Origin of the sequence: Tolypothrix sp. VBCCA 56010, from assembly GCF_050875635.1 — a bacterium.
Classification (GTDB): domain Bacteria; phylum Cyanobacteriota; class Cyanobacteriia; order Cyanobacteriales; family Nostocaceae; genus Hassallia.
In genome coordinates, this window is record NZ_JBPAOH010000022.1 from 37,394 (window position 1) to 60,201 (window position 22,808).

24 protein-coding genes and 1 tRNA gene are annotated in these 22,808 nt (G+C 43.6%); 13 read left to right on the forward strand and 12 right to left on the reverse strand.

Features of this window, described 5'->3' with window-relative positions:
* The first annotated feature begins 100 nt into the window (after positions 1 to 100).
* Entirely contained in the window at positions 101 to 1,867 is a 1,767-nt protein-coding gene (locus AABK37_RS10430; protein WP_432551499.1) for an alkaline phosphatase family protein, read from the forward strand.
* A gap of 348 nt (positions 1,868 to 2,215) precedes the next feature.
* Here AABK37_RS10430 and AABK37_RS10435 read toward each other — a convergent pair whose 3' ends face one another.
* The 7 genes from AABK37_RS10435 to AABK37_RS10465 form a co-directional block, all read right to left on the reverse strand.
* Positions 2,216 to 2,623, reverse strand: coding sequence for a BON domain-containing protein (locus tag AABK37_RS10435; protein ID WP_432551500.1), 408 nt, complete (start codon positions 2,621 to 2,623; stop codon positions 2,216 to 2,218).
* A 536-nt stretch (positions 2,624 to 3,159) separates the two neighbouring features.
* On the reverse strand, positions 3,160 to 3,636 hold the full coding sequence (locus AABK37_RS10440) for a BON domain-containing protein (RefSeq protein ID WP_432551501.1): 477 nt from the start codon (positions 3,634 to 3,636) through the stop codon (positions 3,160 to 3,162).
* A gap of 257 nt (positions 3,637 to 3,893) precedes the next feature.
* Positions 3,894 to 4,553, reverse strand: a complete 660-nt coding sequence (locus AABK37_RS10445) for a general stress protein (RefSeq protein ID WP_432551502.1) — start codon at positions 4,551 to 4,553, stop codon at positions 3,894 to 3,896.
* A gap of 93 nt (positions 4,554 to 4,646) precedes the next feature.
* Positions 4,647 to 4,826, reverse strand: a complete 180-nt coding sequence (locus AABK37_RS10450) for a histidine kinase (RefSeq protein ID WP_432551503.1) — start codon at positions 4,824 to 4,826, stop codon at positions 4,647 to 4,649.
* 22 nt (positions 4,827 to 4,848) lie between these two features.
* Complete coding sequence (locus tag AABK37_RS10455) at positions 4,849 to 6,681, reverse strand: peptidoglycan D,D-transpeptidase FtsI family protein (RefSeq protein ID WP_432551504.1); 1,833 nt, start codon at positions 6,679 to 6,681, stop codon at positions 4,849 to 4,851.
* Between the two features lie 207 nt (positions 6,682 to 6,888).
* On the reverse strand, positions 6,889 to 7,653 hold the full coding sequence (locus AABK37_RS10460; protein WP_432551505.1) for a hypothetical protein: 765 nt from the start codon (positions 7,651 to 7,653) through the stop codon (positions 6,889 to 6,891).
* Between the two features lie 206 nt (positions 7,654 to 7,859).
* A complete protein-coding gene (locus tag AABK37_RS10465; RefSeq protein ID WP_432551506.1) occupies positions 7,860 to 8,117 on the reverse strand; it encodes a hypothetical protein in 258 nt (85 codons plus the stop codon).
* Between the two features lie 19 nt (positions 8,118 to 8,136).
* Here AABK37_RS10465 and AABK37_RS10470 point away from each other — a divergent pair, with 19 nt between their 5' ends.
* From AABK37_RS10470 to AABK37_RS10505, 8 genes are all read left to right on the forward strand, one after another.
* Entirely contained in the window at positions 8,137 to 8,376 is a 240-nt protein-coding gene (locus AABK37_RS10470) for a hypothetical protein (protein WP_432551507.1), read from the forward strand.
* Between the two features lie 618 nt (positions 8,377 to 8,994).
* Positions 8,995 to 9,327, forward strand: coding sequence for a hypothetical protein (locus tag AABK37_RS10475; protein WP_432551508.1), 333 nt, complete (start codon positions 8,995 to 8,997; stop codon positions 9,325 to 9,327).
* Between the two features lie 220 nt (positions 9,328 to 9,547).
* Positions 9,548 to 11,836, forward strand: coding sequence for a 1,4-alpha-glucan branching enzyme (gene glgB / locus AABK37_RS10480; RefSeq protein WP_432551532.1), 2,289 nt, complete (start codon positions 9,548 to 9,550; stop codon positions 11,834 to 11,836).
* A gap of 112 nt (positions 11,837 to 11,948) precedes the next feature.
* Positions 11,949 to 12,176, forward strand: a complete 228-nt coding sequence (locus tag AABK37_RS10485; RefSeq protein ID WP_432551509.1) for a ribbon-helix-helix protein, CopG family — start codon at positions 11,949 to 11,951, stop codon at positions 12,174 to 12,176.
* The gene (locus AABK37_RS10490; RefSeq protein WP_432551510.1) at positions 12,152 to 12,571 is read left to right on the forward strand and encodes a type II toxin-antitoxin system VapC family toxin; all 420 of its coding nucleotides are present in this window, start codon (positions 12,152 to 12,154) and stop codon (positions 12,569 to 12,571) included. The genes AABK37_RS10485 and AABK37_RS10490 overlap by 25 nt, the downstream gene beginning before the upstream one ends.
* Positions 12,572 to 12,720: 149 nt before the next feature.
* The gene (locus AABK37_RS10495) at positions 12,721 to 12,819 is read left to right on the forward strand and encodes a ribbon-helix-helix protein, CopG family (RefSeq protein ID WP_432551511.1); all 99 of its coding nucleotides are present in this window, start codon (positions 12,721 to 12,723) and stop codon (positions 12,817 to 12,819) included.
* Positions 12,820 to 12,941: 122 nt separating this feature from the next.
* A complete protein-coding gene (locus AABK37_RS10500; RefSeq protein ID WP_432551512.1) occupies positions 12,942 to 13,283 on the forward strand; it encodes a hypothetical protein in 342 nt (113 codons plus the stop codon).
* A complete protein-coding gene (locus AABK37_RS10505) occupies positions 13,271 to 13,561 on the forward strand; it encodes a type II toxin-antitoxin system RelE/ParE family toxin (RefSeq protein WP_432551513.1) in 291 nt (96 codons plus the stop codon). The genes AABK37_RS10500 and AABK37_RS10505 overlap by 13 nt, the downstream gene beginning before the upstream one ends.
* Before the next feature lie 337 nt (positions 13,562 to 13,898).
* Here AABK37_RS10505 and AABK37_RS10510 read toward each other — a convergent pair whose 3' ends face one another.
* From AABK37_RS10510 to AABK37_RS10530, 5 genes are all read right to left on the reverse strand, one after another.
* Positions 13,899 to 14,159, reverse strand: coding sequence for a type II toxin-antitoxin system RelE family toxin (locus AABK37_RS10510; RefSeq protein ID WP_432551514.1), 261 nt, complete (start codon positions 14,157 to 14,159; stop codon positions 13,899 to 13,901).
* On the reverse strand, positions 14,159 to 14,374 hold the full coding sequence (locus AABK37_RS10515) for a hypothetical protein (RefSeq protein WP_432551515.1): 216 nt from the start codon (positions 14,372 to 14,374) through the stop codon (positions 14,159 to 14,161). The genes AABK37_RS10510 and AABK37_RS10515 overlap by 1 nt, the downstream gene beginning before the upstream one ends.
* 391 nt (positions 14,375 to 14,765) lie before the next feature.
* Positions 14,766 to 15,881, reverse strand: coding sequence for an ABC transporter permease (locus tag AABK37_RS10520; RefSeq protein WP_432551516.1), 1,116 nt, complete (start codon positions 15,879 to 15,881; stop codon positions 14,766 to 14,768).
* A gap of 230 nt (positions 15,882 to 16,111) precedes the next feature.
* Positions 16,112 to 16,987, reverse strand: coding sequence for an Npun_R2479 family HD domain-containing metalloprotein (locus AABK37_RS10525; protein ID WP_432551517.1), 876 nt, complete (start codon positions 16,985 to 16,987; stop codon positions 16,112 to 16,114).
* A gap of 122 nt (positions 16,988 to 17,109) precedes the next feature.
* Positions 17,110 to 17,262 carry a hypothetical protein gene (locus tag AABK37_RS10530; protein WP_432551518.1) on the reverse strand — a complete coding sequence of 51 codons (153 nt, stop codon included), beginning with the start codon at positions 17,260 to 17,262 and terminating at the stop codon, positions 17,110 to 17,112.
* Positions 17,263 to 17,549: 287 nt separating this feature from the next.
* On the opposite strand from AABK37_RS10530, the gene AABK37_RS10535 reads away from it, so the two are divergent.
* The 4 genes from AABK37_RS10535 (at position 17,550) to AABK37_RS10550 (ending at position 22,796) form a co-directional block, all read left to right on the forward strand.
* Positions 17,550 to 19,055 carry an efflux RND transporter periplasmic adaptor subunit gene (locus tag AABK37_RS10535; RefSeq protein WP_432551519.1) on the forward strand — a complete coding sequence of 502 codons (1,506 nt, stop codon included), beginning with the start codon at positions 17,550 to 17,552 and terminating at the stop codon, positions 19,053 to 19,055.
* Positions 19,056 to 19,079: 24 nt separating this feature from the next.
* Positions 19,080 to 19,271, forward strand: coding sequence for a hypothetical protein (locus AABK37_RS10540; protein WP_432551520.1), 192 nt, complete (start codon positions 19,080 to 19,082; stop codon positions 19,269 to 19,271).
* On the forward strand, positions 19,240 to 22,518 hold the full coding sequence (locus AABK37_RS10545; protein WP_432551521.1) for an efflux RND transporter permease subunit: 3,279 nt from the start codon (positions 19,240 to 19,242) through the stop codon (positions 22,516 to 22,518). The genes AABK37_RS10540 and AABK37_RS10545 overlap by 32 nt, the downstream gene beginning before the upstream one ends.
* A gap of 206 nt (positions 22,519 to 22,724) precedes the next feature.
* Positions 22,725 to 22,796: transfer RNA gene (locus AABK37_RS10550), tRNA-Gly, on the forward strand.
* The last annotated feature ends 12 nt before the right edge of the window (positions 22,797 to 22,808 follow it).

The window sequence follows — 22,808 nt, forward strand, 5'->3', positions numbered from 1 at the left end:
TTCAGTATAAAATTTTCGTGTTCTCATTATCCGAGAGGTTATGCGGATTTTTACGCGCAGGAAGCAGTGGGTAATCTTAACCCTATTTGTAATTGGACTTGTGGCAGCATGTAATCTAGTTCAGCCAGCAAAACAACATAATGTAGTTATTTTCGTAGCAGATGGGTTGCGTCCGACTTCGATAAATTCTATCGATATGCCTACATTGAATGAAATTAGAGAACAAGGAGTAACATTTGTCAATAGTCACTCATTGTTTCCGACTTTTACCACAGCTAACGCTAGTGCGATCGCAACCGGACATTACCTTGGTGATACGGGTGACTTTAGCAATACTATCAAAGTTAGCGCCCCGGTTAAAAGTGCCAAAAACAGCTTAGTCCCCTTCCTAGAAAATAACGCCGTTCTTAAAGAAGTTAACAAACAGTTTGGTAATAACTTTATCAACGAAGAAAGCCTACTTGCAACTGCGAGAAAAGCAGGTTTCAGCACTGCTGCTGTAGGCAAAATTGGACCCGTCTTAATTCAAGATGTCACCCATCAAAAGGGCGAACCTACTATTCTTTTTGATGATGCAACTGGCACACCTACAGGCATTGCCTTAAGTGAAGAAATTACCCCACTGTTAACCAAAGCTTCACTACCAATAGCAACTCCATCACGGGGAGCAAATGGCAAACCAGGTGATAGTAAAACTCCAGGTACTAAAGTTGCCAATACAGTACAACAACAGTATTTTGCTGATGTGACAACTAAGGTAATTTTACCATTATTCCAGCAACGAAAAAAACCTTTTGTCTTAGTTTATTGGTCGCGTGACCCCGATGGCACACAACACAACCACGGTGATAGCCTTAATAAAATCGTTCCCGGTATCAACGGTCCGACAGTTCAAGCAGCACGTCAAAATGTTGATAAAAATTTAGCGCAAATTCGGACTGCACTCAAAGATTTGGGCTTAGAAACAACAACAAATATATTCGTAACCGCTGACCACGGCTTCTCAACTATTAGCAAAGAAAGCAAAACCAGCTATGCGAAAACCCTTGCTTACTCAGATGTCCCAAAAGGTTTTTTACCACCTGGTTTCGTGGCGATTGATTTAGCGCATGACTTGAAGTTGTCTTTATTTGACCCAGACAATAAAAATGTGCTAATTAATCCTAGCAAAGGACAATTTTCTAAAAATAGTTTAATTGGCAAAGACCCCAACAAGCCAGATGTAATTGTTGCTGGTAATGGCGGTTCTGATTTAATCTATTTACCTAATGTCAAAAACAACAAAATTCTTACCAAAAAAATAGTAGATTTGCTCTTGAAACAAGATTATGTCAGCGGCTTATTTGTTGATGATACATTAGGTTCAATTCCCGGCACATTGCCGAGTAGTGCCATCAAATTGCGAGGAACAGCGCGAACTCCTCACCCGTCGATTGTAGTCAACTTTCGCTCATTTGATACAGGTTGCGGCAATCCGACAGAGTGTGGAGTGGAAATAGCGGATACAGCTTTGCAGCAAGGACAAGGAATGCACGGAAGCTTCAGCCGTGCTGATACTTACAACACAATGGCAGCTATTGGTCCGGACTTCAAGCAAAAATATCAAGACACGGCACCAACAAGTAATGCAGATGTAGCACCAACTTTAGCAAAAGTGTTGAAGTTGAAGTTACCATCTCAAGGTAAGCTAGTTGGTCGGGTGTTAAGTGAAGCCTTAACTAACGGTGTCAATATTAAGTATCAGTCTCAAACTTTAGAATCTCAAGTTGCTGCGAATGGTTTAAAGACAATTCTTAAATACCAAACAGTGGGAGGAACTCGTTATTTTGATACGGCTGGTTTTCCTGGTCGCACTGTTGGGTTGTAATTACTCCCTTCCCGCTACAAAATTACCTATCTTCTTTTTCTTCCTCCTTCTCCTTCACGCCTACGCGGCTGGGCGAACGTGTCCTTCTCCTTCACCAGACGGCAAAGCCGAACGCGTCTTCTCCTTCACGCCTACGCGGCTGGGCGAACGCGGTTCGTTAAATAGGTATTCTTCAAGCGGGAAGGGAGTAGTATTTCGTAGTGAGGGCTGAAGCCCTCAAAGCAAGAATTTAGAGGGCTTCAGCCCTCACTACGAACTAAAAAAACAGGACTTACATAAATGTAAGTCCTAATTAACTGTTATTTTGAGATGGTATAACTCAAAAATATTTACTCAAGGTGTGTACTGTTATTGCGGTTTTGTGCTAGCAACTTTTGCTTCCACTTTCACGCTTTTTACACCCTTGACTTCTTTAACAGCGGGTTCAATTTTCTTCATATCCGCTTCAGAGGGAACTGTTCCTGTAACGGTTACAACACCATCTTTGTCTTGGGCTGTTAACTTGCTGCCGGGAATCTTTTCTGTTAGCTTGCTGTTAACTAAGCTTTTGGTGTCGCTTCCAGCTTTCATCGCGTCGCCATTTTTCATCGCGTCGCCATTTTTCATCGCGTCGCCAGTTGTCTGAGAAGCCTCTTTTGCTGGTGCGCCGGCTTCATTTGTAGTACCAGTCTCTGAACCAGTTTGAGTACCTTGTTGACAACCAATAGTACCAATTAGCAAAATGCCGCTGACTACAAATGGAATTAGCTTTTTCATTTTTTTCTCCTAGTTGAGCAATTGAAGCGATTAATTGATTGATCTGACATGTTGAGGAGCGAATCTTAAAAAACAATTAAAAGTGAAACGGCATAAGTGCTGACTAAAGCACTTAAATTGCCTTGCCGAAATTGAACCTAGAACAACTTCTAGATTCATTACAATGTGTGAGGTAGTTTCTAGAAATGTGAATTCAACTTTGGTTATGGCTACCCACGGCTAGGGTAACTATAAGGGTTGGCTGTCTATCAACTTGGCTTTAATTCAAGGGTAGACTTTGCCCTCCCACAGCGGTGATTTAGATGTTATCAGATTTGGGCACAATTCGCTCATCCGCCCTAAAAATTTAATAAACTTAATAAATTGTAGCGGCAGTCATCTTTGTTGAACCAGTAAAAATACTTAAAATAAATAACAAAATTTACATAATATACTGTCAATCATGGTTAAAGGCTAATAGCTAATTACATTAGCCACTAGCCTTGAGCAAATTATGATGTAGCGTCAAAATTGCTACCTGACTTTTAAATTCTGTTTTATTGTTTGTTTGGTGCTGCTTGTGCTGGGGCTACCTTGGCATTAACTTTGACACTTTTCACACCTTTAATTTCTTGTGCCAAAGTAGGAATTTTACTTAATTGCTCTTGAGTAGGAACTGTGCCGACAACGGTTACATCTCCCTTTTCGGCATCAACCGTTAACTGACTAGCTGGTAGATTTGCTTCTAGTTTTCCGCGAACTTGGCTTTCAAGGTCGGCATCGGCTCTATCTGCGTCGCCACCAGTAACATTATTACGTTCCTCACGCGCTCTGGTGTCAGATTCTATTTGTCTTTTACGGGTATCGCTAGTAGCATCGCTTTCGGTTGTCTGAGAGGTTTCTTTGGTTGGGGCGTTGACGTTTTCTTTTGTGCTATCGGGTGCATCGGCACTGGTTCTGGATGGGGGTTCGCTGCAACTAACTGCACCTACAACTAGGAATCCACCGATTAGTAAGCCAAGTAAGTTTTTCATTTTTATCTACTACGTGAATGCTTGAAGCGATTTGACTTGATTTGTTCTAATTAAAATGCTGAAGTACGATCGCCTTCATCCGTTTACCCCAAATTAGGGTTAAACTTTATACTTTAAACTCGGCGCTCCGGGCGAAGCGCCCGCCAAGAAGCGATGGCGAAGCGCCCGCCCAAAGCGATGGCGAAGCGCCCGCCTTCGGCGATCGCACTTCACGCTCTAGCTAACTGCTTTGAAAAGTGTGCGTTGAGGAGCCTACTTTAGATGCTTTCATCCCGACGGTCAACGATAATTACCTTGGAATCATCGTCATAATTAAGAGTGCTATCGACTACACGACTAGCAGGTTCTACATAATCAGCGTCTCTTGCCATACCAGGTGCATTGTAAATGCCAAACTCCTGAATACCCCGGTTTTGCAGAATACTTTCGGCGCGATAGATTTCTTCTTCGCTGCCATCGACGATTACTAGATAATCACCACTAGACACGCGATCGCTGTAAATTTTCGCTCGTTCTTCCGGAACTCCCAAACCAGCCAAGGCACCTAACAACCCGCCAGCCGCCGCGCCAATACCAGCACCAGCAGCGGCTGTAGCCAGAGTTGAGGCTACCTCACCCGCCAACAATATCGGTCCTACACCAGGAATTGCTAAAGTACCTAATCCTACCAGTAAGCCTGTAAGACCACCTAATACAGTACCCGTTACAGCTCCGCTTGCGGCACCTTCATCAGCTTTATTGCCAACGCGCTTCTGCGTTTCCACACCAGCAATATCATCATGGCGATCGCCATCTTTAGCAATTATGGAAATCTTACCCATATTGAAGCCGGCATCTCTGAGTTCAGTGAGTGCATGTTCGGCATCACGACGGCTAGAGAATACGCCAACCGCACGCTTGTGAGTGCCTAAAGCCATGTTTACTCCTCCATCAAACAACAATAAATCTTGCACAAATACAAAACTTTTCTTTTTGTTTGCGCCTGTATTACTGTTTTGCCTTATTTTCGCCTAATTTTCATCGTCCCCAAGTCTGGGCTGTTTATCTATCGATAGATGGGGAATGGGGAATGGGGAATGGGGCATTGGGCATTGGGCATTGGGCATTGGGCATCGGGCATGGGGCATCGGGCATCGGGCATCGGGCATTGGGTAAAATTCCTCTCCCCCAGCTTCCCCAGCTCCCCCCACTCCCCCCCTCCCCCCTGCCCCCCTACGGACTAACAGGTGTGGAACTAATTGGCGTACTTGGCGGAATTTGTTCAATCGGAATCAGTGCTTCCATTACCGCTTTCACAATCGGTGCGGCAACGGTAGAACCAAAGGCATTTTCTCCTTTTGGCTCATCCACTAATGCCAAAACTACATAACGAGGAGATTCCACCGGCAAGATACCTACAAAACTGGTGATTTTCGCATTGCTGAGGTAGCCGCCGGCGCGACTGGCTACTTGAGCCGTACCAGTTTTACCGGCGATGCGATATCCAGGAATTTGTGATGCTTTTCCAGTTCCTTGAGAAACTACACTTTCCATCATTTCGACAACTTTTTGGGTTGTCGCGCTGGAAAAAATTTGCCGTGGTGCTGGTAAATTAGGTAAATAATGCATATGTCCTTTGGTATCAATCAGCCCACGGACAACATGAGGCGTAACCAGTTTGCCACCATTTGCTAAAGCTCCGTGCATTTGCACCAATTGTAAAGGTGTTAAAGAAAAACCTTGACCAAAGGATGTAGTTGCGGCTTCAATTGGTGAAGCGATAAATTCTTCTTGACTTTTTAACTGACTAGCTACTTCAAAAGGCAAATCGGTTTCAATGCCTTGCCCTAACCCTAAGCGCTCTAGCCAGTTGTAGTAGACTGAAGGCTGCAATCGCTGAATGATTTGCACCATGCCAATGTTGCTAGAGTGTTGCAGAATTTGAGCGATATTTATTCGCCCGTAACGTTTATTTTCAGCATTTCTGATAATTCGGTCAGCAACTTGAATAGAACCTGAGTCATTGAAGGTATCATCTGGTTTAATGATGTTATTTTCGAGAGCGATCGCCACATTCAACGGCTTGAAAGTCGATCCCGGTTCATAAAGATCCGCCACTGTCCAGTTTTTGAACAATGAAATATCAGCTTTTGAATATTCATTTGGATTATAAGTAGGTTGAGAAACCAGAGCCAGCAGCGAACCATCCCACGCATCCATGACAATTACCGCTCCGCGTTTTGCCCCAAACTTTTTCATTTGTTGAAGCAGAGCTAAACGAGCCGAGCGTTGCAACCGACTATCAATAGTCAGTTGCAGACGCAAATCATCAAAATGCAAAAATCCTTCCGGAGCATGATCTGGCATTAGCGCACCATTACCTGCCCGACTGAGGCGCACCGTTTGCCCAGAACGTTCTAACAACTTTTCTTGACTGTATTCCACACCTGCCTGACCGCGACGGTCAAGATTAACATAGCCCACCACATCAGCAACCAAATCTTGTTGCGGGTATAATCGGGAGTATTTTTGAATTAGTTCCAAGCCATCTAAATGTAAAGAAGAAATGCGATCGGCAAGTTCTTCCGGCAAAGCAGAGGAAAGTAGAATACCGCTTTTTTTACTTGAAAAAATTTTCTCTAAATCAGCAGCGTCTTTATCTAATATCGGTGCAAGTTCATTTGCTATATCTGACCCAGACTTATTAAATAGCTTGGGATGAGCATAAACAGTATATACAGGACGGTCGAGCGCTAAAACATTATTAGTGCGATCTATCACTGGACGACGGGGCATAAAAGGTCGCAAATTCACCATTTGCTGATTTCGCGCCTTCTGCGTTAACTTTGGTCCACTGACAATTTGCAGCTGATACAAGTTCACAGCTAAACCAAGACCTGCCGCAACTAATACGCCCCACACCACGAACAAACGCGACTTTGTGTTGGCTGACTGGTCTTTGGTGCTAGCACTTTCTTCTAAAGCTCGTACTGAAGCCTTTTGCTGCTTTTTGAATCCAGATGAAGGCAAATTTCTAAATTTTATTCTGCTTGGTGACTTTCGCATTCAGGTTGTCCTTTGCATATTTGTTAGTTGTCCTTTGCATATTTGTTAGTTGTTGTTTGTTAGTTGTTAGTTGTTGTTTGTTAGTTGATTAACAGTTAACCACTACCCACTACCCACTACCCACTACCCACTAACCACGCTCCCACTACCCACCATCCACGCTCCCACCATCCACGCTCCCACCATCCACGCTCCCACTGACTGACTTTAATATCCCAGCCCAGAGGCGCTTTGCTGCACCTTTTGAGAATTTGGCGTTGTTGTCGTTGGCGGAGCGTCTCCAAGAGAAGGCATTGAGTTGAGATTATGAGATGCCGGATTGATGAAAATCGCCCTAGCGGGAGTTGGCGCTACCAGCCCGGTTGATGGTTTTTCGCCTTCAGTAGCCATTTTGTTTTGCAGTACCTCGCTGGTTGTTGTCAACTGTCGCTCTTGGCGTCGCAAATTTTCCAGCTTGCGGTATCCCTGACTCCAAAGTTCTTGAGAATAAACTGTCCAACCATAAACTACTAGCGTTGCTGCCACTAACAAAAACGCCACAATTGAGGAATTACGATGTATGGCTTGCAAGCGCAGTAACCATAAAGGTGGTGACTCAGAATTAGGCATTACGGGAACGCGCTGTTGATTTCCCCTTGGACTTTTGGGTGTCGCTGAGGAGCGATTTTGCTTTGGTAATTGTGGTTTGGTCAATTGACCAGGTGTGTGCCTAACCGTTTTATTTGTGTTTGAACGCCGTTGTCTTCTAGAGGGCATTGGTGTGGAAGTACTGCGCGACGCTGACTCAAAACGCGCAGAAGGCGATTTCCCTGAGGGCTGGGTAATACGCCGGAACCAATTACCCCTTGCAGCAACAGCTGATTTGCGACCAACAGCCATAACTTTTACTTTTGTGAGGAAAGGAAATACTATATTTTTGGTTGTCTCTTGATTGCTAAAGTTCAAATTACCTTTTAAGCAATCAGCACACATAACACCCTACACCCTTAAGAGTGTTCTGACAGGTAGCTGCACCAATTTTTGCATGTTTGTTAAGTGCGAAACGTTTCAATCAATTTGTATTGCTTGCGACAAGCGGGCTGCGCCAAGCGTTAAGGAATTACAAAAACACAATTTCTGCCCTTAACCCCTAACCCTTTTGTTTTAGAGAAAGTTCACATCAGTATGGCTACATAAAACTAGCGAATGGCAAGATGCACTCCCAGGTGAGGATTTTTGGTATGATAGCGCGGATTGCTACCAAATTTGCTTTCTCTACCTTCAGTAGTAAATTTATCTTCTTCTTGAGTTGAGACAAACCGATCGTATTGCTCTAAAATACTTACCCTGAACGAAAAAACAAGAAAATATTTGCCATAAATCTGTAATAGGAAGCATTTAAAAAAAAGCAACAAATACGGTATGGTATTCAACAGGCGAAAAATAGTTCTTGCCATAATTGGTGAAAGAGGAGTTATGAAAATAAAAATCTTTGGTTTTGCTGCAATGTTAAGTCTGGCTGCTCTTCTCGGAGCTTGCGACAGCGGCGGCGGTGGCGGTACCACGAGCGAACCTGCTGCAACTACTTCCCCCGGCGCACCTGGTGAGCCTGCTGATACTGGCTCTAGCCCTGCTGCTCCTTCTACTACTACTACAACTTCTCCTAGCCCTACTACCAGCCCATCTCCTAGTCCTAAAGCTACTACGAGTCCTTAGATAATCTCTTTGGAAAAGTTTACAAAGCAGCTAATTGGCAGCGCTCCTCACTCTTATCGCACTTAGTTGAGTTAGTTCAAGCGTACTATCAATTTTGAGGTGGATTAAAAGCTTGGAGCGCCCTGAAAGCGCACTGAAATATTAGTAAGTACAACAAGAGGAGGACACTAGTAAAGACGGTCTTCGCCGCTACTAAGTGTCCGCCCGTGTTTTGTTGTAACCGATATATTTGTGGTTCCAGATTAACTGTAAGCCCCATAAATAAGTTGAGTCCAAGAAGTAGACTTAGTTTGCGGGTAAAATCCTTTACACTCTTTGTTTGGCGCAGCGTCTGGTGAGAGGAGGTCGCATCGTTACTAAAAGTTGGTAATGGAAAGATGACCCGGTATGAGGCTTGACAAAGTGCGAGATTTTTATGCAAGTCCGATTTATAGGTGGAATAAAGGCGCGATGTCTAGCGACAAGCCGCTACGCGTCTACGCCTGAAGACCAACAATCTCAATTAGTACGTAAAGATACTTATAAAAAGAGAATTTATTTAGACAAAATTAAGAACAGCAATCCGCACCCCAGACGTGAGAAAATTAGTTGAATGTCAGTACATGCGAGCGTGCCCAGATGCGGAGAGTGAAAGCCAAAAAAGCGATAATATTTTTAGTGGTTAGCATCAGCACTAGTGTAGTGGTATGGTTAGTTAACGATTGGCGGGCATCAGGAATCGCATTACCCGAGCCATCCGATACACCCGAAGAGATACTGCGAACCGAGATAATTATAGAAGCGCGATCGCCTGTTGATGGCAAACCCTTAACTGCCGGCGAATACGCAGAACTACTTACTCAACTGCAAACTAGCCCACCACCAAAACTGACTCCCAAAATCCGCGAACAAGTTTTCTTGCTTCGCATCCGTAAAGCATTACTTCAGGTTTTTCCCTTTTTAAACTTGTAACGTTAAACTTTTCTTTAATTTCCATCACCCGAAAACTACAAGTGCATCACCTTTTTTCTTTATCTCCTTATTTTTCACGCCACAACAAAGCCGAAGGAAGAATTCATTGGTGAAGTCCCAAAATAGTGGCGACAAAATCTGCAAATAAATGTAAAGAATATATATAGATATTAAAAAAGTCGTACCAATCACCATATTTCACGTAGGTAGCTTCATGTCCATGACCACGATCGCTCCAGAACAGGTTAACCGCATCGTTTGGAACCAACATCACGATCCCTTTGAAATACTTGGTTCCCACCTCATCGAACAAAATGGTAAAAACGTCTGGGCTGTGCGAGCCTACCTACCGAATGCGAGTGCAGCTTGGGTAGTTCTTCCTGAAGAACGTAAAGAATACCCAATGGAAACAGTACACGATCCCCACTTCTTTGAATGCACGATTGAAATCTCAGAACTGGCAAACTACCAGTTACGCATTAAAGAAGGAGAACACGAACGTGTCACCTACGATCCTTACGCCTTTCGTTCTCCCCGTCTGACAGACTTTGATTTACACCTGTTTAGCGAAGGCAACCATCACCGCATTTACGAGAAACTGGGAGCGCACGCTACAGAAATAGACGGCGTGAAAGGCGTTTATTTTGCAGTTTGGGCACCCAACGCCCGTAACGTTTCCGTACTGGGAGATTTCAACTACTGGGACGGACGCAAACACCAAATGCGGAAAGGTTCCACCGGCGTTTGGGAATTATTTATTCCCGGACTGGGAGTAGGAGAACACTATAAATATGAAATCAAAAATTTTGACGGACATATTTACGAAAAATCTGACCCCTACGGCTTTCAGCAAGAAGTGCGTCCGAAAACCGCATCGATTGTCACCGACTTAAACGCCTATACTTGGGGTGACGAAGACTGGATGGAAAAACGTCGCCATACCGACCCCCTCACCCAACCAATTTCCGTTTACGAAATGCATTTAGGCTCTTGGTTGCACGCTTCTGCCGCCGAACCACCCAAGCGACCCAATGGTGAAATTCAGCCCGTAGTTTCTGTATCCGAACTAAACCCAGGCGCACGCTTCCTTACCTACAGAGAATTAGCCGAGCGACTGATTCCCTACGTCAAAGACTTGGGATATACCCATATTGAAATGCTACCAGTTGCCGAGCATCCTTTTGATGGCTCTTGGGGCTATCAAGTAACCGGATATTTTGCTCCTACTTCGCGTTTTGGAAGCCCGGAAGATTTCATGTATTTTGTCGATCAATGCCATGAAAACAATATTGGCGTGATTGTCGATTGGGTTCCCGGACACTTCCCCAAAGATGGACACGGTTTAGCTTTCTTTGATGGCACTCACCTTTACGAACACGCCGACCCCCGCAAAGGCGAACATAAAGAATGGGGTACTCTTGTGTTCAACTACAGCCGCAACGAAGTCCGGAATTTCTTAGTAGCAAATGCCCTCTTTTGGTTTGACAAATACCATATTGACGGAATTCGCGTTGATGCTGTCGCCTCGATGCTTTATCTTGACTATTGCCGCAAAGAAGGCGAATGGGTGACAAACCAATATGGCGGTAGAGAAAATATAGAAGCCGCAGATTTTCTGCGTCAGACAAATCACACTATTTTCAGCTATTTTCCCGGCATTGTCTCAATCGCCGAAGAATCTACCTCTTGGCCGATGGTATCTTGGCCCACTTATACAGGTGGACTGGGCTTTAATTTAAAGTGGAATATGGGTTGGATGCACGATATGCTGGACTACTTCAGCATGGACCCTTGGTTCCGTCAGTTCCATCAGAACAATATTACTTTTAGCATGTGGTATCACCACAGCGAGAACTTCATGTTGGCACTGTCACATGATGAAGTCGTGCATGGCAAGAGCAATATCATCGGCAAGATGCCCGGAGATAGATGGCAGAAGTTAGCAAATGTGCGTTGTCTATTTACTTATATGTTTGCTCACCCAGGCAAGAAAACCATGTTTATGAGTATGGAGTTTGGGCAGTGGAGTGAGTGGAATGTTTGGAGTGATTTAGAATGGCATTTATTTCAGCATGAGCCGCACCTACAGTTAAAACAGTTTTTCACCGATTTGAATCATCTTTATCGCTCAGAACCAGCTTTATACAGCCAAGATTTTGCTCAAGCGGGGTTTGAGTGGATTGATTGTAGCGACAACCGTCATAGTGTGGTTTTCTTTATCCGTCGCGATAAAGATTCAGATGATTTTGTTGTCGTGGTTTGTAACTTTACACCGCAACCGCATTCTCACTACCGTATCGGTGTACCCGAATTCGGATTTTATACTGAGTTGTTTAATAGTGATGCGCGTCAATATGGCGGCAGCAATATGGGCAATTTAGGCGGTAAGTGGACAGATAATTGGTCGTTGCACAATCGTCCTTATTCGCTGGATTTGTGTTTGCCACCTTTGGGAGTGTTAATTCTCAAGTTGGATAAAAAGAAGACAGCAGAAGTGATGGAATCTTAAGGAGAAAAATTAAGGCTCACGCAAAGACGCACCAGACGCAAAGTTGTTTGCTGCGTCTGGAGCTTTTTTAGAAGTAATATGAACATTGAAACCTTGTGCTAGGCTATCAAGCATGAAGCAAACTACAGTTTACTTACCAGAAGAAATAGACAATTCTCTCAATACTCTTGCTCAAACGACTGGACGCACTCAAGCTGAACTTATACAAGAAGCAATACAACAATATCTCCTCCGCACAAACCAACCACTTCCTCAGTGCGTAGGAATGGGCGCAAGCGGTATGAGAAACTTGTCGGAGCGGGATGAAGAATTGTTATGGCAAGAAGACAAGAGGTATTAGCAGATACCAGTGGTATTTTGGCTCTTCTTGATCGGGACGATAAACACCACACAGCAGTAGTGGAAATTGTCCGGAATGAAACAATAATAATTCCTAGCACCATTTTACCTGAAGTAGACTATTTAGCCACGAAGTATCTAGGCGAACATGTTGCTAGAGCCTTTGTTGAGGCTGTGACTACACGATGCTTTCAGTACTTAAATGTAGACCTTGATGACCTTGACCAAGCGCTCAAAGTTATGAATCGTTATAAGGATGTTCCGCTAGGTTTAGTTGATGCTAGTTTGGTTGCTTTAATTGAACGTCATCGTATCCAGCGGATTTTAACTCTAGACCGACGACATTTTAACTTGATACAACCGGAAAAAGTTGAATACTTGGAACTGCTACCTTAGCAATCAAATTAGGTTTTGGGATTGAATAAAAAAGCGATCGCTCTTTTTCTTGAATGCGATCGCGCAAATCCAAAAGTAACAAAAATGCAAAAATCAGCACTCATCATCATAAAATATGATAGTTGAAACCTGATGCTAGGCTATCAAGCATGAAGCAAACTACAGTTTACTTACCAGAAGAAATAGACAATTCTCTCAATAGTCTTGCACAAATGACTGGACGCACCCAAGCTGAACTTATACAATAAGCAATACAACAATATCTCCTATACGGGTTTTATTAATCATTTTCTTATTGATAAATAACAAGATATTTTTAGTTAAAATATACGTATCTATAACTATTAATATCTCCAAAAATTAAAAATTGATGACAGCAAGTAATATTAGGCAACAAATATTTGAGCATCTTGAAGCCTTGCCTGGAGAGCAAGTAAAAACCCTCCTATTAACCTGGCTAACAGCTTCGGAAGGAAACTTAGAAGATTTTGAGCAGTTACTACTGAGGACGCAAGGGACAGAAGAATCACTTGAGTTTGGTGAGATTGACGCAAACCTAAATTTTCAACCTCTCACAGAAGCCCAAATGATTAAGCAAAGCAAGTTGGCTCTTGAAGCTTATCGTCGTGAAGGTTCCGGAGTCGAACATCATCGCGTGCGGGAATGGGCAAACAGTTTAGGTACTGATGAAGAAGGTTCATGTCCCAGATAGTTTGGACTCAAGCTGCGATCGCGGATTTAAACCGTCACTATGATTTTATCAAACTTAATGAAGCCGATGCGGCAACACGCGCAGTACAAGCGATCGTTTCATCAGCAGAAAGTTTGCAGCAAAATCCACGTCGGGGTGCGATCGTTGATGAAGTAGCAGGTTTGCGGAAAATAATAGTGCCTTTTGGTAAATACGGTTATATTATTCACTACGCCATTCTTGAGGATGATGTGATTATTTTGCGCGTCTATCACGGACGGGAGAATCGACCTGTTTAGGAAAAATAAGCCTGATAAGTTTAAATTGGCTTGTAGATCAAAGCATTAAAATATACAAAAATTAGAGAAATTTTCTGAAAACAGCACATAATATTACAAAAAAATCACGCAGGAAAGGTAGCTAATGGAACCTTTAACAACTGGTGCGATCGCTCTTTTTCTTGAGTGCGATCGTACTTCGTAACAAGCTGTCGTTAAGTTCAAAAATATTTTATTTATTATTTATTAAAAAACCTAATTTTTAGTGATATACCTGAGCATAATTCCGAAAAACTACTATCAAAATTTGGCGGTTGTCTGAGTAGTTATTTTCTCTTGTTCCCTTAATAAGACAAGATTAATTGTAAATATCTCGGCGATGTCCTATTCTGTGAATCGTGATTAGCAAAGGTTCAGTATCGAACGAATAAATGACCCGATAGTTTCCTACTCTCAATTTGAACAGACCACTCAAATCAGCACTCAAAGCTTGAGGAGTCAGGTCATCAAAATTTTCACATAACCAGCGAATTTTACGTAATAAACGCTCTTGAATTATTGAAGTTAGTATTTCTAAATTAGCAACTGCTTCCGCTTTGAACTCGACTTGATAGCTCATTACCAGTTCAATCCCAGTTTTTTCGCTACTTCCTCCGGAGGAATACCACGTTCCCCGCTTCGAGTACGCTGTAACGAATCAAGTAGCTGCTGTTTAACTTCAGGCTTTAACTGCTTATTCTCCTCAGAATCAATCAACAGAGATTGAATAGTTTCCGTAACAGTTTCCTGAATCAAAAGTTTTAGTTCTTCAACGGTCAAATCTTTAACTTGCATGAGCTTAACTAATAACAACAGACTATTATATTATTGTAATATTTTTTTGATTGAGACTGGGCAAACTTGTAACCATGTGAACGAATTAGGTGATATTTGCTTTTTTTATTAGCTGAATAAATCGACTCATAGCTAAATCGTGTAATACTTATTGTTGAAAAAATCACAGTTGACATAAATGACACAAATACTGATTATAGGGTCAATACTTTTATATAGGAATGCGATCGCCTTCATCTTGAAACAACGCAGCCAATTACGATTTTGGTAAAACTCGTATAGGCTTTTTTTAGCTAAAGCACAATCTGAGGGTGGGCATCACCCACCCTGTCAAATTCATAAACTGTTAGATAATAAAGTGCGATCGCACTCCTTCAACTACAACAAAAAACTACCTTCGCAAACTACGCGGATCAAGCGCATCCCTCAATCCATCACCGAGTAAATTAAAAGCCAATACCGTCAAAATAATCAGTATCGCAGGGGGCCAAATTAGCCAAGGCTGCAATACCAAAATCGAAGCATTGCTTGCCAAAGAAAGCATATTACCCCAAGAAGGATCTGGTGGCTTAATGCCCAAACCAATCAGACTAAGTACCGCTTCTGCTCCAATAAAGCTAGGAACTGAAAGCGTAGCAGCGATAATTACATAAGTAGCAGTTTGCGGCAAAACGTGACGGAGAATAATATAAAGTGGCTTACCACCCATTGCCCGTGCAGCTTGGACAAACTCTCGCTCTTTAATTGAGAGTACTTGTCCGCGAATTACCCGCGCTAACCCAGCCCAACTAATAACCGAAGTAATCAACACAATTAGCAAAAAGTTCTGCGTGCTACTTAAACCAGCTGGTAATACTGCCCCTAAACTCACCAAAAGATAAATACTAGGAAAAGTCATCAGCACTTCAGCTAAACGCATGATTATGCTATCAGTCCAACCGCCGAAATAGCCAGAAATTCCCCCAAACAATAGACCAAGGGGAAAAGTAACAAGTACCCCGATAATTCCAATAAATAAACTAATGCGACCACCATACAACAAGCGGGTGAATTGGTCGCGACCTTGGTCATCAGTACCCACAAGATTGAATTTGACATTATCGGTTGTGCCGAATAAATGCCAATTGAGAGGGATACCTGGGATTATTGTCACTTCGTCCCATTTTGGCGGTACGGGAAAACTAAGCTGAAACAAACGGTACTCTGAACCTTGGACGAATAAACGTAAAGGTGAAGGTTTGCTGCGGTCTACGATTAGTTCTCGCTTACCAGTTTCTAAATTTGTGTCTCCTTGCGTCGTCGGATAAACATGAGGACCGATAAACTGCCCCGATTTAGAAAACCAATAAACTTGAGTAGGTGGCAGGAGCGAACCATTTGCTTGTGTTACGTATGGGTCGTAAGGAGCGATGAAATCAGCTGCAATTACTGCCACATAGAATACTAATAGCAAAATTGCGCCAAATCGCGCCAACGGATTTTTCTTGAGTCTTTGCCACCAATTCATAATAGTTGTTGGTTGTTAGTTGTTGGTGAACCACTGCGAAGAAAGCGCTAGAAGCGACAGTCACGCAAGTGGTGAACCCGAAGGGTTGTTAGGGGTTAGGAGGCCCGGAGTTAGGGGTTAGTGCGAGCGGGGGAGCGTGGTTAATTGTTGGGTACAAGTTATGAATTATGGAACTTTTTTACTTATTCATAATTCACAATTCATAATTCTTAACTCTTAACTCTTAACTCCTAACTCCTAACTCCTAACTCTTCTAAATATCGTTCGTCTTGTTGTTTTTCGTGTTCTACAACAAATACATTTGAATAAAGATTAGCAACAATTTGTTTTCCTTGCTGTGTCAAAGATAAATAACGCAGTCCTTCTTTAATATAAGGATATACGCCATTCCAGTAAAATTTGGCGTAGTTCTTCCGCAAATCGGCAGGAGTTTTATAACCCAAAACCTTATTCATTCCCGTTTCTTCAAACTCGTAGAATAAAGAAGTAATTTTCCGCAAGTAACGCGGATCGCTTAATTGTCCGATCAAATCGGCAGCACGCACTAAGCCTGCAAAGTTACTTGTACCTTGACGATCGTCTGCTGTGGGCACTGGAAACCGAGTCAATTCAATGTTACTCTTAATTACCTCAGAATCTATCAGCGTGTGACCGCCAAAACGCTCATCAATGAATAGTTTTGCTCGATCAACATGATACGGTGTGAGGCTGGCATCCGAAGCGCCGGGATGAAGAGTAATCATTTGCCCATTTTTACCTGTAGCATACAAGTTTTCTGTTTCTCGGTCTTGTAGGCAAACTCCTTTAACATAGCCGATATCGTGGCACACTAAGGAGATGACACAATGCAACCAGTCTTCACTCTTAACACCACCCTCACGGATATGTTTGCCTCTAAGAATTTCCTGTCCCACAAGGGTGACTAAGATAGAATGTTCAACATTGTGATATAAAGCATCGCTATTGGCAATGTTTTCCAAAGCCATATTGCCTGCCCAAGCTATGATGTCCTGGTAGTCAGTTTTTAAGCAGCCGTAAGTGCGGCGGTAGCCTTCTCGAATTTGCTTGACAAAAGCATCAATTAAAATTTCAGTCGCGTTAAACATGCTGTTATTTATTTCTTATCAAAGTTAAATAATTGGGCAGGCATTTGCTGGAATTGAGTACGCAGATTTGTCCAGTAGCTATGAATGCGATGGCGCAAAGCGCCCGCCATAGGCGATCGCATTTATAAGTGGGTGTCCTGTGCTGTGAATGTATCTATCACAGCATAGGCGATCGCCTTCATGAAGCGCAAAGTTATAGACAGTGCTAAACAACGATCTGATTGACTACAACCAAATGTCAATGCGATTGCATTCACCCGATCAGGTGAAGACATTATACGGACTATGAAAGTAAAAATGAAAGAAGTTCGCTTTTGACGGCTTCTTTCGTGGGGAATTTACGGTGATAAATTCTAATTTCGCGCTTTATTGCTACTCAAGCCTTACAGATAGGGGTGCTAACTTCTCCACTTTCGCAAAATATGACTTTTTTATAGATAGATTTTACGTATTCATACAGCCATAAGCGTAGGTAATGAGTCATAGTTAATATATAGTAATTAATTTAAAGTTTTTTTAAGCAATTACCATTATTAGCGTTTGGGTACTTGTGGAGGGAGAGATGACTGTGGGCGAGGAAAAGTTTGAGGTGCAAGACCTTAGGGAAATCGAGGATGCTGACTTTGAGGAAGAACGGGTTAGTAGGCGATCGCGTCCTTGGCTATTACCGCTATTGCTGGGTACTACTTTGGGAATAGCGATCGCTTTAGGCGGAGTGCGTTTATTAGCTAATCGTTCCGCCGGTCAACAAAATCCGGTAGCAACTAAACCTGCCGCAAGTGTTGCCCCCTCAATGACAGTCACCGTCGCTCCAGTTGAAATCACTCGTGTCGCCCGTACCCTAAGTACTACAGGTACTGTAACAGCGCGTGATTTGATTCCGGTATTACCGCAAACTAATGGCTTGCAAATCAAACAAGTCTTAGTAAAAGAAGGAGATTCAGTTAAACAAGGTCAAGTTTTGGCAATTCTGGATGATTCAGTATTGCAAGACCAAATTCGTCAAGCAAGAGCTGATGTGGAATCAAAGCAGGCAGATGTAGGATCTCAACAGGCGGATCTAGCTTCAAAGCAAGCGGCTGTAGCCACCAGTCAGGCAAATGTGGCTTCCCGGCAAGCGGTAGTGCAGCAAAGACTTGCTGATGTGGCTCAAACTAAGGCGAGGTTAGATGAAGCCAGAAAGAATCTCGAAAGCTATCAACAATTAGCAAATGCAGGTGCAATTAGCAAACAAGAACTCTTGACTCGGACAACAACTGTAGCAACAGCTACAGAAGCCGTGCGTCTCGCCGAAGCCAATGTTAGAAGCGCCGAACAGGATGTCTTGAGTGCTCAAGCTGCTGTCAAGAGTGCCCAAGCAAATGTCAACATCGCCAGCGCGAATATCAACAGCGCCCAAGCTGCTGTCAAGAGTAGTAATGCGAAAGTCCAACAAGTCAGAACTCAGCAGGGACAAACTGTGGTGCGTGCGCCAGTTTCTGGGCTTATAGCCGAGAGACTAGTTAGAGTTGGAGATGTGACGGGAGTACCGCCGCAAACTCAGGTAGGAACTGTAGTTGGTGGTACGCAAAAGCTATTTTCCATTATTAGTAACGGCAGTCTAGAACTTCAAGCGCTGGTTCCCGAAACTCAATTACCACAAGTGAAAATTGACGCACCCGCGCAAATTACCTCGGATCTCGATAACCGCGTGCGCTTGCAAGGACGAGTTAGAGAGATACAACCGCTGATTAATCAGCAAAGACGTGAAGCAACCGTAAAAATTGACTTACCGCAGACAAATTTACTCAAACCCGGAATGTTTGCGCGTGCGCTGATTACCACCAATACAACGGTAGGGATGGCAGCACCAGAAAAAGCGGTATTACCCCAACCGGATGGTAGCACCAGTGTATTCATTCTATCGGGTGAAGACACAGTACGTGCTGTGAAAGTAGAAAGAGGAGAAAGTCTTATTGGTAGCAGAGTGGAAATTAAAAAAGGTCTGAAAGTAGGCGATCGCGTAGTTGTAGATGGCGCAGGATACATCAAAGATGGCGATAAAGTGCGCGTAGTCAACAGACAGTAGTTAATGCATAGTGGGGCATGGGGAATGGGGAATGGGGAATGGGTAATGGGGAATTGGGGAGGCAGTGCCTCCCCAATGCCCCATGACGGCAGATGCCTCAACGGAGGGAACCTCCGCACGGCACTGCCTCCCCAATGCCCATTGCCCATTGCCCAATGCCCAATTACCAATTACCAAAATTTATATGTCTTTCAATATCTCGTCTTGGGCAATTAAAAAACCTGTCCCGACGATAGTTATATTTTTAATGTTGACAATAATCGGTTGGTTCTCCTTCATTTCTTTGGGAATTGATACTAACCCAAATATTGATGTGCCAACAGTTTCGGTTAGCGTTACCCAACCAGGCGCAGGTCCTGCGGAACTTGAATCTCAAGTGACGAAAAAAATTGAAGATGCTGTTGCTGGGTTAGGAAACATCGATGAATTGCGTTCCACCGTTACTGATGGTTCATCGAGGACGATAATAACTTTTATTTTGGGTACAAATAGCGATCGCGCTACCAACGATGTCCGCAACGCAATTTCCCAAATCCGCCAAGATTTACCCCAAGATATCAACGATCCGATAGTCGAACGTGTAGATTTTGCCGGCGGTCCCATCGTCACCTACGCTGTTACATCCAGCAAGCAAACTGTAGAAGAATTAAGTAACCTCGTAGACCAAACTATCAGCCGCGCTTTATTATCAGTCAAGGGAGTGGGACAAGTTAGGCGTATAGGTGGAGTTGACCGAGAAATTCGGATTAACCTTGACCCAAATCGTTTACAATCCCTAGGCATCACCGCTACCCAGGTAAACGACCAAGTACGCGCTTTTAACATCAACTTACCTGGTGGACGCGGCGAAGTTGGCGGTAGCGAACAAAGTATTCGTACTCTCGGTAGTGCCAAAAGCGTCAATGACCTGAAAAATTACGAAATTGTCTTACCTAATGGTGGTTCCGTGCCCTTATCTAGTTTGGGGACGGTAGAAGATAAATTTGGTGACATCCGCCAATCTGCACGGTTGAATAACAAACCGGTGGTAGCCTTCCAAGTATTGCGGAGTACGGGTAGCGTCACGGTGACGGTAGAAGAAGGAGTAAAAGCAGCGTTAGAAGAACTGCAAAAAACCCTTCCTAAAGACGTGAAGCTTGAATTAATTTATACCAGAGCCACCCCCGTGCGTGCCTCGTATGAAAGCACAATTGATGAATTAATTCAAGCCTCATTGCTGGCGGTAATAGTAATTCTCGTATTTTTGAAAGACTGGCGAGCAACATTAATTACAGCAGTAGCTTTGCCTTTGTCGATTATTCCTACCTTTTTTGTCCAGCAAACGTTAGGTTATACCCTCAACAACATGACTTTGTTGGGATTAGCGCTAGCGGTGGGTAACTTGGTGGATGATGCCGTTGTGGAAATTGAGAACATGGAACGGCACATGGCAATGGGCAAAACAGCTTGGGAAGCTTCTTTTGACTCTTCTGATGAAGTGGGATTAGCGGTGATTGCGAGTTCCGCGACTATTATTGCCGTGTTTTTGCCCGTTGCTTTTATGGGTGGTATTCCTGGGCAGTTTTTCCAACCTTTTGGAGTCACCGTTGCCGTTTCCACAATTTTCTCAACTTTTGTGGCACGGATGGTTACGCCGATGATGGGTGCGTATTTACTCAAGGATAAGAAACACGACGAAGGTGCAAAACAGCACAAGCGCAAAAAAGGAATCAGATTTTTTGGGCTAAAATTTCCGTTTCTAGGTTCCAAAAAGAATCAAGAAGAAGAAATTCCTTTCTCACTTCCCCCCTACCCCTCGGAGTTAAAAGCCCAAAGCGTTTCTTCGCCTTCTTCTCGCCGACGACGCTTTCAACCTTATAAATCACTGTTGAAGTGGGCATTACGCCATAGATTGACAACATTGGCGATCGCTCTCGCTTTCTTCATTGCCAGTTTGATGCTGATTCCGGGTATCCCCAAGGGTTTTGTGGATGACGGAGATTTGGGTATTTCCGTTGTTTCGATAGAATTACCCCCAGGTTCTACCTTGCTAGATATCAACAAAGTAGCGACGCAAGGAACCAACCTCATCCGGCAAAATCCAGCAGTTGAAAGCGTGCTAGCCACAGAAGAAATAAATTTAGCTACCCTCACCGTCAAACTCAAACCCAGAGAAGAACGAAAAGTTTCTCAAAAAGAGTTTGAGGTGCAAATACGTCCTTTATTCCAGCAAATACCGGGAGCGAGAATTAGTTTCCAAAGTCAAGGACCTGGTGACACCGGCAAAGAATTATCCATAGTTCTCAGAAGTGAGAATCCAGACGCATTGCTTGAAGCTGCTAACGCATTAGAAAAGCAGATGCGAACCGTACCGGGATTAGTGGAAGTGTCCTCAACTGCAAGTCTGGTAAAACCAGAGATTTTGGTAATTCCCGATCCGCAGCGTGCCGCAGATTTAGGCGTAACCGTGCAAGCAATTGCCCGGACAGCAACGCTTGCAACTATAGGCGATAACGAGGCAAATTTAGCGAAATACAATCTTCTCGATCGCCAAATTCCAATTCGCGTGCAAATCGACCCGAAAGCGCGAACAGACATCAACACTATCAAAAATCTGCAAGTCCCGACTCAAAATAACACCTTGGTTCCCCTGATTGCTGTGGCAGATATCCGTTTTGGTAGCGGTCCTGCAACCGTCAACCGCTTCGATCGCTCTCGTCAAGTTGCGGTGGAAGCCAACTTGCAAGGTATCTCTTTAGGAGAAGCAGTAAATGCAGTTGACAAGTTACCTGCATTCACCAACTTGCCACCAGGAGTCACTCAGCAACCGTCTGGAAGTGCGAAAATTATGGCAGAAATCTTCAGTCGCTTTGGTACTGCACTGGGGCTGGCATTAATGAGTATCTATGCGATTCTGGTTTTGCTGTATAATAACTTCCTCTATCCCATAGCGATTATGATGGCGTTGCCCTTTTGTTTAGGTGGGGCACTCGTAGCCTTGATGGTTGCTCAAAAACCCTTGGGAATTTACGCGCTGATTGGTATCGTTTTGTTGATGGGAGTTGTTACCAAAAACTCGATTCTCTTGGTGGACTATGCGATGGTGAATCTCCAAGAAGGCAAAAAACAACGTGAGGCGCTCCTAGAAGCCGGATTGTCCCGTTTGCGCCCAATTTTGATGACTTCTTTGGCAACTATTGCCGGTATCATTCCTCTAGCTTTAGGAATTGGTGCCGGTGCTGAAGTTCGTCAACCGATGGGAGTTGCAATTCTGGGCGGTTTCACAACTTCCACTTTGCTGACTTTGGTGGTTGTGCCGGTGATATTTACCTACATCGACTCTTTCCAAAGGTGGATTGTAGATACGGCAAAATATGGTATAGGCAAGAAGAAACGGCGTCCCAAGAAGGTCGCTGTTGAAGAAGTTATGAGTTTGCCTCCTGGTAGGGAAGAACCGCCCTCTGAATACTCAATTCACAAATAATATCATGTCCGTTTAGTAGAGACGTTCGGTCCGGAACGTCTCTACAATATGTGTGATAGGTAGGGTGCGTTATGGACGGAACGTCCTAACGCACCATCTAATGATTGATGGTGCGTTGCGCTGCGCGACAACACACCCTACTACCTACTACCTAAACGATATAATGTGGTATAATGCCTTTTAGTCTTAATAAGGCTAAAAGATTTGCGGGTGTAATTCAGTGGTAGAATCTCACCCTCCCAAGGTGAACGTCGTGGGTTCGAGTCCCATCGCCCGCTTAAAGATAAGTC

What these genes read in the sequence shown, in the direction of transcription:
- AABK37_RS10435 (WP_432551500.1), bottom strand. Translation starts at nt 2,623, where the DNA reads ATGAAAAAGCTAATTCCATTTGTAGTCAGCGGCATTTTGCTAATTGGT.
- AABK37_RS10440 (WP_432551501.1), bottom strand. Translation starts at nt 3,636, where the DNA reads ATGAAAAACTTACTTGGCTTACTAATCGGTGGATTCCTAGTTGTAGGT.
- AABK37_RS10445 (WP_432551502.1), bottom strand. Translation starts at nt 4,553, where the DNA reads ATGGCTTTAGGCACTCACAAGCGTGCGGTTGGCGTATTCTCTAGCCGT.
- AABK37_RS10455 (WP_432551504.1), bottom strand. Translation starts at nt 6,681, where the DNA reads ATGCGAAAGTCACCAAGCAGAATAAAATTTAGAAATTTGCCTTCATCT.
- AABK37_RS10460 (WP_432551505.1), bottom strand. Translation starts at nt 7,653, where the DNA reads ATGTGTGCTGATTGCTTAAAAGGTAATTTGAACTTTAGCAATCAAGAG.
- AABK37_RS10465 (WP_432551506.1), bottom strand. Translation starts at nt 8,117, where the DNA reads ATGGCAAGAACTATTTTTCGCCTGTTGAATACCATACCGTATTTGTTG.
- AABK37_RS10470 (WP_432551507.1), top strand. Translation starts at nt 8,137, where the DNA reads ATGAAAATAAAAATCTTTGGTTTTGCTGCAATGTTAAGTCTGGCTGCT.
- AABK37_RS10475 (WP_432551508.1), top strand. Translation starts at nt 8,995, where the DNA reads ATGCGGAGAGTGAAAGCCAAAAAAGCGATAATATTTTTAGTGGTTAGC.
- glgB (WP_432551532.1), top strand. Translation starts at nt 9,548, where the DNA reads ATGACCACGATCGCTCCAGAACAGGTTAACCGCATCGTTTGGAACCAA.
- AABK37_RS10485 (WP_432551509.1), top strand. Translation starts at nt 11,949, where the DNA reads ATGAAGCAAACTACAGTTTACTTACCAGAAGAAATAGACAATTCTCTC.
- AABK37_RS10490 (WP_432551510.1), top strand. Translation starts at nt 12,152, where the DNA reads ATGGCAAGAAGACAAGAGGTATTAGCAGATACCAGTGGTATTTTGGCT.
- AABK37_RS10495 (WP_432551511.1), top strand. Translation starts at nt 12,721, where the DNA reads ATGAAGCAAACTACAGTTTACTTACCAGAAGAAATAGACAATTCTCTC.
- AABK37_RS10500 (WP_432551512.1), top strand. Translation starts at nt 12,942, where the DNA reads ATGACAGCAAGTAATATTAGGCAACAAATATTTGAGCATCTTGAAGCC.
- AABK37_RS10505 (WP_432551513.1), top strand. Translation starts at nt 13,271, where the DNA reads ATGTCCCAGATAGTTTGGACTCAAGCTGCGATCGCGGATTTAAACCGT.
- AABK37_RS10510 (WP_432551514.1), bottom strand. Translation starts at nt 14,159, where the DNA reads ATGAGCTATCAAGTCGAGTTCAAAGCGGAAGCAGTTGCTAATTTAGAA.
- AABK37_RS10515 (WP_432551515.1), bottom strand. Translation starts at nt 14,374, where the DNA reads ATGCAAGTTAAAGATTTGACCGTTGAAGAACTAAAACTTTTGATTCAG.
- AABK37_RS10520 (WP_432551516.1), bottom strand. Translation starts at nt 15,881, where the DNA reads ATGAATTGGTGGCAAAGACTCAAGAAAAATCCGTTGGCGCGATTTGGC.
- AABK37_RS10525 (WP_432551517.1), bottom strand. Translation starts at nt 16,987, where the DNA reads ATGTTTAACGCGACTGAAATTTTAATTGATGCTTTTGTCAAGCAAATT.
- AABK37_RS10530 (WP_432551518.1), bottom strand. Translation starts at nt 17,262, where the DNA reads ATGTCTTCACCTGATCGGGTGAATGCAATCGCATTGACATTTGGTTGT.
- AABK37_RS10535 (WP_432551519.1), top strand. Translation starts at nt 17,550, where the DNA reads ATGACTGTGGGCGAGGAAAAGTTTGAGGTGCAAGACCTTAGGGAAATC.
- AABK37_RS10540 (WP_432551520.1), top strand. Translation starts at nt 19,080, where the DNA reads ATGGGGAATGGGGAATGGGTAATGGGGAATTGGGGAGGCAGTGCCTCC.
- AABK37_RS10545 (WP_432551521.1), top strand. Translation starts at nt 19,240, where the DNA reads ATGTCTTTCAATATCTCGTCTTGGGCAATTAAAAAACCTGTCCCGACG.